At 70.1% G+C, this 9,009-nt stretch carries 7 protein-coding genes and 1 pseudogene; all 8 read right to left on the bottom strand.

Features of this window, described 5'->3' with window-relative positions:
• Positions 1–357: pseudogene (locus ICC28_RS38665) on the bottom strand (glucose-6-phosphate isomerase); the annotation flags it as partial.
• A 53-nt stretch (positions 358–410) separates the two neighbouring features.
• Positions 411–1,679, bottom strand: coding sequence for an MFS transporter (locus ICC28_RS38660; protein WP_188293544.1), 1,269 nt, complete (start codon positions 1,677–1,679; stop codon positions 411–413).
• Positions 1,680–1,812: 133 nt separating this feature from the next.
• Positions 1,813–2,100, bottom strand: coding sequence for an RNA polymerase-binding protein RbpA (locus ICC28_RS38655; protein WP_019885342.1), 288 nt, complete (start codon positions 2,098–2,100; stop codon positions 1,813–1,815).
• Positions 2,101–2,346: 246 nt separating this feature from the next.
• Positions 2,347–2,577 carry a preprotein translocase subunit SecG gene (secG, locus tag ICC28_RS38650; RefSeq protein ID WP_188293549.1) on the bottom strand — a complete coding sequence of 77 codons (231 nt, stop codon included), beginning with the start codon at positions 2,575–2,577 and terminating at the stop codon, positions 2,347–2,349.
• A gap of 102 nt (positions 2,578–2,679) precedes the next feature.
• The gene (gene tpiA / locus ICC28_RS38645) at positions 2,680–3,456 is read right to left on the bottom strand and encodes a triose-phosphate isomerase (protein WP_188293543.1); all 777 of its coding nucleotides are present in this window, start codon (positions 3,454–3,456) and stop codon (positions 2,680–2,682) included.
• 6 nt (positions 3,457–3,462) lie between these two features.
• The gene (locus tag ICC28_RS38640) at positions 3,463–4,674 is read right to left on the bottom strand and encodes a phosphoglycerate kinase (protein WP_188293542.1); all 1,212 of its coding nucleotides are present in this window, start codon (positions 4,672–4,674) and stop codon (positions 3,463–3,465) included.
• Between the two features lie 134 nt (positions 4,675–4,808).
• On the bottom strand, positions 4,809–5,816 hold the full coding sequence (gap, locus tag ICC28_RS38635; protein ID WP_188293541.1) for a type I glyceraldehyde-3-phosphate dehydrogenase: 1,008 nt from the start codon (positions 5,814–5,816) through the stop codon (positions 4,809–4,811).
• 226 nt (positions 5,817–6,042) lie between these two features.
• Positions 6,043–8,997 carry a M14 family metallopeptidase gene (locus ICC28_RS38630; protein WP_188293540.1) on the bottom strand — a complete coding sequence of 985 codons (2,955 nt, stop codon included), beginning with the start codon at positions 8,995–8,997 and terminating at the stop codon, positions 6,043–6,045.
• Positions 8,998–9,009 lie beyond the last annotated feature (12 nt).

The raw sequence follows: 9,009 nt of genomic DNA, 5'->3' as shown, positions 1-9,009 counted from the left end.
CACCACGTTCTCGCCGTCGACCTCGACCACCGCCTCCCGCGGCGCGCGCAGCGCGGTGTGCAGCACCGCCCGGTCCTCGGTGGTGTTGATCCGCTCGCCGCGGAACATCGCGTCACGCAACCCGAACACGTCCGTGGCGGCGGCCAGCTCGCGCAGCAGCCGCAGTGTCTCCTCGGTGACCAGGTGCTTGGAGTAGTCGACGTACAGGTCACCGACCTGGAGCGTGTACCCGCCGCCGCGGCCCGGGTCGGCGGCGAAGAGTTCGCGCAACTGCACCTCGCCGAGTTCCTCGCGGTGCTTGGCCAGTGCGGTCCACTCGGGCGTCTGGTTGAGCCTGGTACGGCCGTCTGCGTTCATTTCGGACTTCAGCCTTCTTTCCTACCTGTTCCCGCCGGTCCCAACCTAGTTGATCAGCGGGCGACAGGAGTCGTCGTACTGTCGTCGTGCGGGGCAACATCAAATACGTCCCCCTTGCGCACAGGTATCAGCGCGGCGACGGACAGGCCGAAGAACGCGGCCGCGAGCAGAGCCGGGCTGTTGAGCCCCCAGGCGGTGGCGGCGGCCCCGCCGAGCAGCGCACCCAGGGGCGCCCCGGCGACGCCGAGGGTTCTGAAGGCCGAGCTGACCCGGCCGAGCAGGTCGGCGGGGCTGCGCTGCTGCATCAGCGTCGTGGTGTTGACGTTCCACACCATGCCCATGACCCCGAACACGGCCAGGGCCCCGGCCAGGGCGACCACATGGCGCACCGAGCCCATCACGAGGAGTGCACCGATCTGCACGGTCCCGGCGCACACCACGGCCCGCACCCGCCCCACCCGGGCGACGAGCACGCCACCGACGAGCCCGCCGACGAGGCTGCCCACCGTGTACGCCGTCATGGCCACCGCGTAGCCGGTGGTGCCCGCGTCGAGCCAGCCCGTCACCAGGAGCACCAGCGTGGCGATGAGGGCGCCCATGCCGATGTTGCACAGGGCGGTGGCGGCGCACAGGCCGCGCAGGGCCCGGTCGTGCCACAGGGTGCGCAGTCCGTCGGCGATCTCCCGGCGCAGGGTGCTGCCCGCCGGTCGGGGCGCCCGCTCGGGCGGCGCGGTCCGCAGTGAGGCCAGCAGCGCGGCGGCCGCGAGGAAGGTGACGGCATCGGCCGCGAAGGGCATCGCCGCCCCGGCCATGAGCAGCAGTGGCACGGCCGGAGCGCCGAGCAGACCGCCCGCGACACGCTGTCCGGTCATCAGACGGGCGTTGGCGGCACCCAGTTCCGCGGGGCCGACCAGCGAGGGCAGCAGGGCCGTCGCGGCGTTGTCGAAGAGGGTCTGGAGCGTGGTCAGGGCGAAGGCCAGCGCGATCAGCAGGGTGACGGAGGCGTGTCCGAGAGCGACGGCGGCGGCGAAGGCCGCGACCAGCAGCCCGCGCAGGGCGTCCACCGTCCACATCGCGCGCCGCTGGTCCACGCGGTCGGCGACGGCGCCGCCCAGCAGCCCGAAGACGAGCCAGGGCAGATAGCCGCAGGCGGTCACCGCGGCGATGAGGAGGGGCCGGTCCGTCAGGGTCGCGGCGAGCAGCGGCAGCGCGGCCGTACGCAGGGCGTCTCCGAAACTGGAGAGCACGGCGGCGCTCCACAGCCGTCCGAACCCTCCGCGCCACGCCGGTGCGCGCGGCTCCCCCGTGTCGACCGTTGCCACGCCTCCCCCTCACGGTTCGCCCGATGCACAAACCGTAGAGGGCACCACTGACAATCGGTCGCGGACAACGGCTCCGCGCCCGTGACGCAAGCCCGGCCAGGCGCACTGTGGCGGCCCGGCCGGTTCTCAACTCCTAGATTTCGCCCCGCAGTTTGGCGAGCGCCTCGGCGAGGATCGCCTCCCCGTCGGCGTCGCTGCGGCGCTCCCGTACGTACGCCAGGTGCGTCTTGTAGGGTTCGGTGCGCGGCGGGGCCGGCGGGTTGTCCCGGTCCTGCCCGGCGGGGAAGCCGCAGCGCGGGCAGTCCCAGGTGTCGGGGACCTGCGCGTCGCTGGCGAAGCTCGGCTGGGTCTCGTGCCCGTTGGAGCACCAGAAGGAGATGCGCAGACGCGGCGCGGACTCACCGCGCTCGGCCTCGCCCATCGGCCCCGCCCCGACCCGGCTTCCTCGGATCGCGTTGCCACTTGCCACGGTGTAACTCCCTGCGTGATGGTGCCGCGAAGCGAGTCGGCGTTTCGCTTCGTTGCGAGCGCCTCAGTCTACGTAAGGCCCAACGCGCGTCCAGTGCTTCGAGTTACAGCCCCCACATCCAGACGCAAGCCCCATGATAGGCCGCGCTCAGCTGCGCGTACCGAACATGGGGCGTTACGTAGGGAATGTGCGTGCCGGTCAGTTGTTCACCTTCATCAGCAGACCCAGCACGACGATGCACGCGACCCAGAGCAGAGCGACCACGACGGTGATCCGGTCGAGGTTGCGCTCGGCGACGGAGGAGCCGCCTACGGAGGACTGCATGCCGCCACCGAACATGTCGGAGAGGCCGCCGCCCTTGCCCTTGTGCATCAGCACCAGCAGCATCAGCAGACCGCTGAAGACGATCAGGGCGATCGAGAACCCCATAACCACGGCTGGACCAACTTCCTCGGATCTGGATGGACGACAGGGGCACAGCCACCGGGCTGTGCCCCCGCAAGGGTACGACGAATCGCCGCTACCGCATACTTACTGGTCGCGGAAGCGCACGATCTTGACGAACTCGTCGGCGTCCAGCGAGGCGCCGCCGACCAGGGCGCCGTCGATGTCGGGCTGCGCCATGATCTCGGCGACGTTGCCCGACTTCACGGAGCCGCCGTACTGGATGCGGATCTTGTCGGCCACGTCCTGCGAGTACAGCTCGGCGAGCTTGCCGCGGATGGCCGCGCAGACCTCCTGCGCGTCCTCGGCGCCGCAGACCTTGCCGGTGCCGATGGCCCAGACGGGCTCGTAGGCGATCACGACGGTCTCGGCCTGCTCGGCCGGGAGGTCCTTCAGACCGCCCTCGACCTGGGCGAGGGTGTGGGAGACGTGGTTGCCCGCCTCGCGGACCTCCAGCTCCTCGCCGACGCACAGGATCGGGGTCAGGCCGTGCTTGTAGGCGGCCTTGACCTTGGCGTTGACGATGTCGTCGGTCTCGTTGTGGTACTGGCGGCGCTCGGAGTGGCCGACGGCCACGTACGTGCACTTCAGCTTGGCCAGCATCGGGCCGGAGATCTCGCCGGTGTAGGCACCGGAGTCCTGCGCCGAGATGTCCTGGGCGCCGTACTTGATCTTCAGCTTGTCGCCGTCGACCAGGGTCTGCACGGAGCGCAGGTCGGTGAAGGGCGGCAGGACGGCGACCTCCACGGCCTCGTAGTCCTTGTCCGCGAGGGCGAAGGCGAGCTTCTGGACGTGGGCGATGGCCTCGAGGTGGTTGAGGTTCATCTTCCAGTTGCCCGCCATCAGCGGCGTACGGGTGGTCATTGAGGGTCAGTCCTCCAGTGCGGCGAGGCCGGGGAGCGTCTTGCCCTCGAGGTATTCGAGGGAGGCGCCGCCACCGGTCGAGATGTGGCCGAATGCGGTCTCGTCGAAGCCCAGGATGCGGACGGCCGCGGCGGAGTCGCCACCGCCGACGACCGTGAAGGCCGGGGAGTCGATGAGGGCCTGGGCGACCGCCTTGGTGCCCTCGGCGTAGTCGGGGTGCTCGAAGACGCCCATGGGACCGTTCCAGAAGACGGTGGCGGCGTCGGCGAGCTTCGAGGCGTACAGCTTGCGGGTCTCCGGACCGATGTCCAGGCCCTCCTGGTCGGCCGGGATCGCGTCCGCGGCGACGGTCGTGGGGTGGGCCGGAGCCTTGGTCTTCAGGTCCGGGAACTCGCCGGCGACCAGCACGTCCACGGGGAGGACCAGCTCGACGCCGTTCTTCTCCGCGCGCTCGATGTACTCCTTCACGGCCGGGATCTGGTCCTCCTGGAGGAGGGAGATGCCGACCTCGTGGCCCTTGGCCTTGAGGAAGGTGTAGGCCATGCCGCCGCCGATGAGGAGGCGGTCGGCCTTGCCGAGCAGTTCGTCGATGACGGCGAGCTTGTCGGAGACCTTGGCGCCGCCGAGCGCGACGACGTACGGCCGCCGGACGTCGTCGGTCAGCTTCTTCAGGACGCCGACCTCGGTGGCGATGAGGTGGCCGGCGTAGTGCGGCAGGCGGGCCGGGAGGTCGAAGACCGAGGCGTGCTTGCGGTGCACCGCGCCGAAGCCGTCGCCGACGTAGACGTCCGCGAGGGCGGCCAGCCGGTCGGCGAAGGCGCCGCGCTCGGCGTCGTCCTTGGACGTCTCGCCGGCGTTGAAGCGCAGGTTCTCGATGACCGCGACACCGCCGTCGGCGAGACCGGCCACGGTGGCCGTGGCGGACTCGCCGACCGTGTCGGTCGCGAAGGCGACCTCGGCACCGAGGAGTTCACCGAGGCGCGCGGCGGCCGGGGCGAGGGAGAAGGCGGGGTCCGGGGCGCCCTTGGGGCGGCCCAGGTGCGAGGCGACGACCACCCGGGCACCCGCCTCGGCGAGGGCCTTGACGGTGGGCAGGACGGCGCGGATACGGCCGTCGTCGGTGATCGTGGTGCCGTCCAGCGGCACGTTCAGGTCGGCGCGGACGAAGACCCGCTTGCCCGCGACACCTTCGGCGAGGAGTTCGTCGATCGTCTTCATTGAGAGGGCTCCCGAGGAGTTTTCGTGGTGCTCGTGATCCTAAGAGGGCTGGTCTGTACGCGAGTCAGGGCCCGGGCGGCGCGTCCCTGCGCCGCCCGAGCCCTGCTCTCACTTCAAAGTGCCTGCTCCAAGGATCAGAGCTGGTTGCCGACGAACACCGTCAGGTCGACGAGGCGGTTGGAGTAGCCCCACTCGTTGTCGTACCAGCCGAGGATCTTCACCGACTTGCCCTCCTGGACCATGGTCAGGGAGGAGTCGAAGGTGCAGGAGGCCGGGTCGCTGACGATGTCGGAGGAGACGATCGCGTCCTCCGTGTAGGACAGGTAGCCCTGCAGCTCGCCCTCGGCGGCCTTCTTGAACGCGGCGTTGACCTCGTCCTTGGTGACCTCGCGCTCCAGCTCCACGACCAGGTCGGTGGCCGAACCGGTCGGGACCGGGACGCGCATGGCGATGCCGTCCAGCTTGCCCTTGAGCTGCGGGAGCACCAGGGCGGTGGCCTTGGCGGCACCGGTGGTGGTCGGGATGATGTTCTCGGCGGCGGCACGGGCGCGGCGCAGGTCCTTGTGCGGGAAGTCCAGGATGCGCTGGTCGTTGGTGTACGCGTGCACGGTCGTCATCAGACCCTTGACGATGCCGAAGTTCTCGTCGAGGACCTTGGCCATCGGCGCCACGCAGTTGGTGGTGCAGGAGGCGTTGGAGATGACGTGGTGGTTCGCCGGGTCGTACTTGTCCTGGTTGACGCCCATCACGATGGTGATGTCCTCGTCGGAGGCCGGAGCCGAGATCAGGACCTTCTTGGCGCCACCGGCGATGTGCTTCTCGGCGTCGGCCTTCTTGGTGAAGATGCCGGTCGACTCGATGACGATGTCGACGCCCAGCTCGCCCCACGGGATGTCGGCGGGGTTGCGCTCGGAAAGGACCTTGATGGTCTTGCCGCCGACGGTGATGGTGTCGGCGGTGTGGGACACCTCCTGCTTCAGGCGGCCCAGGATCGTGTCGTACTTCAGCAGATGGGCGGTGGTCGCGGTGTCACCCAGATCGTTGACAGCCACGATCTCGATGTCAGCACCCTGCTCCAGCAGCGCGCGGAAGTAGTTACGACCGATGCGGCCGAAGCCGTTGATGCCTACGCGGATCGTCACGAACCGATCTCCTCGTTGGTACGCCGGCCATGCGGTGCCGGCGAGCTCTGTTTGGGATGTCCCCGACCGCCTACGACCCTACCTCCCTGAAGCCGCCGAGGTGACATCGAGATGCCCCATACACGGGCAGGCGGTCCGTACCCGCCAGTAGGGGTACGGACCGCCCGGGCCGGACGGCCCTGTCACCCGTTCCGACGACGGCCAGTCGGCCCCCGCCGGGAGGGGGTCACTCGTCCAGGGCGGCGAGCGCCCTGCGCATCAGGGCGGAGCGGTCGGCCGGTGCGACGACGTGCTCCAGGCCGAAGCCCAGCAGCACGGTGTCGTCCGTGGTCACCGCGGCGTACGTCTGGAAGAGCTGGCCCACGCGGGCCCAGTCCTTGACGACGGCGGGGCTGCCCGCGGGCGGCCCGGGGGTGGTCCAGGCGCCCAGCGACGTCTCGAAGCCCTCGGTCTCGACGGCGGTGCCGCCGACGACGAGCGAGGCGTTGTCGACGAGCAGGCCGCGTCCGCCGGAGCCCGGGTCGGTGATGTAGCCCAAGGACAGCTCGACCGTCTTTCCGGCGTAGGACGAGAGGTCGAAGGAGACCTCCTGCCAGCCGGCCGACGCTCCGGTGAAGCTGTTCCAGGCTCCGCTGGTGCCGGTGGGCGTGCAGGTGCCGTCGGCGAGGGTCAGGTACCGCTTGAGGGCGGGGTGGGTCTGGATGAAGTACCCGGCCTCGCACTCCTCGGGTACGGCGGTGCCGGTGGCGCCGTCCTTCTCCGGGAGCGTGGTCCAGTCCTCGCCGCCCGCCGTCCGCGCCTCCAGGACGGCGTGGTCGTAGCCCTCCTCGGTGCTCCACAGCATCCGGGTGCGCAGCGTGGGCGCGTCGGCGGCGGTCACCGAGGTGAGGTCGACGGTGCGGGTGAGGCGGTTCCAGGCGTAGTCGCTGTGCGTGACGGCCGCCATGTAGGAGCCCTCGTAGGGGCCGTAGGGGTTGACGGTGCCGGGGTAGCGGCCGGCTCCCGCGCTCGCGAACTGCGGGAAGTCGGTCACCGGCAGCGTCTCGGAGGTGGCGCTGAAGGAGCCGGCCGCGTTCAGCGGGTTGCCGGGGGCGTCGCCCAGGGCGGCCGCGGCGCCCGCGAGTCCGCCCGCGCCCTCGAAGGCGGAGGCGCCGGGCAGGGACGTACGGCTGTAGGCGCCCAGGTAGTACTGGCTGAAGTCGTTCGACGGGGTGCCGTCGCCGAGGTCGACGGAGCCGCCCGCCCGCTCGCCGGCCTCGATCAGCTTGCCGCCCTCGTTGAGGTAGGCGCGCAGTTGCAGCTGGGTGGCGTTGCCGGGGACGTCGGCGCCGGTGTAGTGGACGACGGTGCCGAAGTGGCTCAGCACGCCGAGCGCGTCGGGGGCGCCCTGCGTGGCGACGTCCCAGACGACCGCCCTGCGGCCGTTGGCCCTGAGCGCGTCGACGTAGGTCTGTGCCTGGGTGGCGGCCACGCCCTCCTCGGCGACGACGAGGACGTCCGCGCGCGGGCGCTTGGCCACGGTGTAGGTGAAGCGCTCGCTCCTGACGGGCTTTCCGGCGCGCGTCTCGCCGGTGAACCACACCTCGACCCTGTCGCCGGGTCCGCCGTCGGCGACCTTGGCGCGGTACTCGTCGAAGTAGAGGTTGTCCTCGCCGCCGAACCGCTCGCCGCCCTTCCACGGCCGCAGCCGCATGTCATGCGTACGGCCGCCGTTGACGCGGTACTTGAGTTCCTTGTCGCGCACCGACCTGCGGGCGACGACGGACACCTCCTGGTCGGCGCCGCGGGAGTACGACGTGGTGAACGGCGCCGGAGTGAAGTCTGCGGCGGTCAGGCCGACCGACGACGATGGCCGGTCGGGGTGGGCCGCCGACTCGGCGACGGAGAGCGCGAAGGGAACGTTCTTGGCGAACTCCTGCTGGATCAGCTTCTCGTCGTCGGGGAAGTTGAAGACGGACTGGCAGTCCTGCGGGCGCCATTCGTCGTTCGGGTCGACGTTGGAGACGGTCTGGCAGGTCGACATCTCGGGCGTGAACATCGCCGTGCCGTTGACGTTGGCGGCGTGTCCGTCCGTCTCGCCGTTGGTGGTGTACAGCTCCGAGGAGACCTGCGGGTGGTAGCCGGGGACGGCGGGGTTGTCGGGGGTGCCGGCGAGGGCCTCGTAGAGCACGTCGTCGGGGGTGTCCGTGGCCACCTGCCAGCCGACGCCGTAGAGGATGAGCTCGGCGGCGGAGTGGTAGTTGATGCCGTACTCGAAGCCGATCCGCTTCTGGAAGGCGTCGAAGGCCTTCGTCTCCGGCTCGGAGGCCGGGCCCGCGCCGCGGTAGGTCTGGCTGGTGGGGTTGGGGGACGAGCCCTCGTTGTCGTAGCCCCACTTGTAGGGGAAGTTGCGGTTGAGATCGACGCCGTCGCCGGTGCCGATGGTGCCGTCGCCGTTGACGTCCCGCAGGTTCTTGCGCCACAGGCGGTCGCCCGACTCCTGGAAGGTGTGGTCGTAGCCGTCGGGGTTGGCCGAGATCACGAACCACAGCTCGGTGGTGTTGACGATCTTCCTGATGCGCCTGTCCGTCTTGTAGTTGTCCAGGTAGTGGTGCATCAGCCGGCGGGTCATCTCCGGCGTGATCCACTCGCGCGCGTGCTGGTTGGACAGGTACAGGACGGAGGGCTTGGCGCCGTCCTTGGTCTTCTTGGCGTTCTTGGTGAGCTTGAGCGCGAGGATGTCCTGGCCGTTGATCGTCTTGCCGATGGAGACGGCCTTGGTGAGGCCGGGGTTCTCCCGGGCGGTCCGCAGGATCTCCTCCTTGAGGCCGCCGCTGCCGCTGTAGGGCCGGAAGACGCCCTCGGCGGCCGCCTCGACGCGCCGCTCGGCCCGGGCGGACAGGGTGTGCTCGGAGAGCTCGACGCCCTGCTTCCGGAGCTTGTCGGCCTGCTGGTCGGTGAGGTACACCTCGATCGTGGCGGTGCCCTTCTCGGGCGCCCGCTCACTGAGTTCGTGGCCGTCCTGTCCGGCGGCCAGCAGCAGGGGTATCTGCTTCTTGGTGACCTCGGCGCGGAAGACCTTGACCTCGTCCGCGTCCGAACCGGATGAACTGCCGTTCTGTGCCTGGGCGATGGGTGCGATGCTCGCTCCGCCGATCAGGAGCGCGCCGACAGCGAGGATCGATCTCGCTCTGTGTCTCATGAACCCCCCTAG

Source organism: Streptomyces sp. TRM68416 (assembly GCF_014596915.1).
Classification (GTDB): domain Bacteria; phylum Actinomycetota; class Actinomycetes; order Streptomycetales; family Streptomycetaceae; genus Streptomyces.
This window is presented reverse-complemented; position numbering and strand designations above follow the sequence as displayed.

Excerpts from the sequence above, each read along its gene's own strand:
- ICC28_RS38655 (WP_019885342.1), bottom strand. The coding sequence starts at position 2,100 with ATGGGCGAGGCCGAGCGCGGTGAGTCCGCGCCGCGTCTGCGCATCTCC.
- secG (WP_188293549.1), bottom strand. The coding sequence starts at position 2,577 with ATGGGGTTCTCGATCGCCCTGATCGTCTTCAGCGGTCTGCTGATGCTG.
- tpiA (WP_188293543.1), bottom strand. The coding sequence starts at position 3,456 with ATGACCACCCGTACGCCGCTGATGGCGGGCAACTGGAAGATGAACCTC.
- ICC28_RS38640 (WP_188293542.1), bottom strand. The coding sequence starts at position 4,674 with ATGAAGACGATCGACGAACTCCTCGCCGAAGGTGTCGCGGGCAAGCGG.
- ICC28_RS38630 (WP_188293540.1), bottom strand. The coding sequence starts at position 8,997 with ATGAGACACAGAGCGAGATCGATCCTCGCTGTCGGCGCGCTCCTGATC.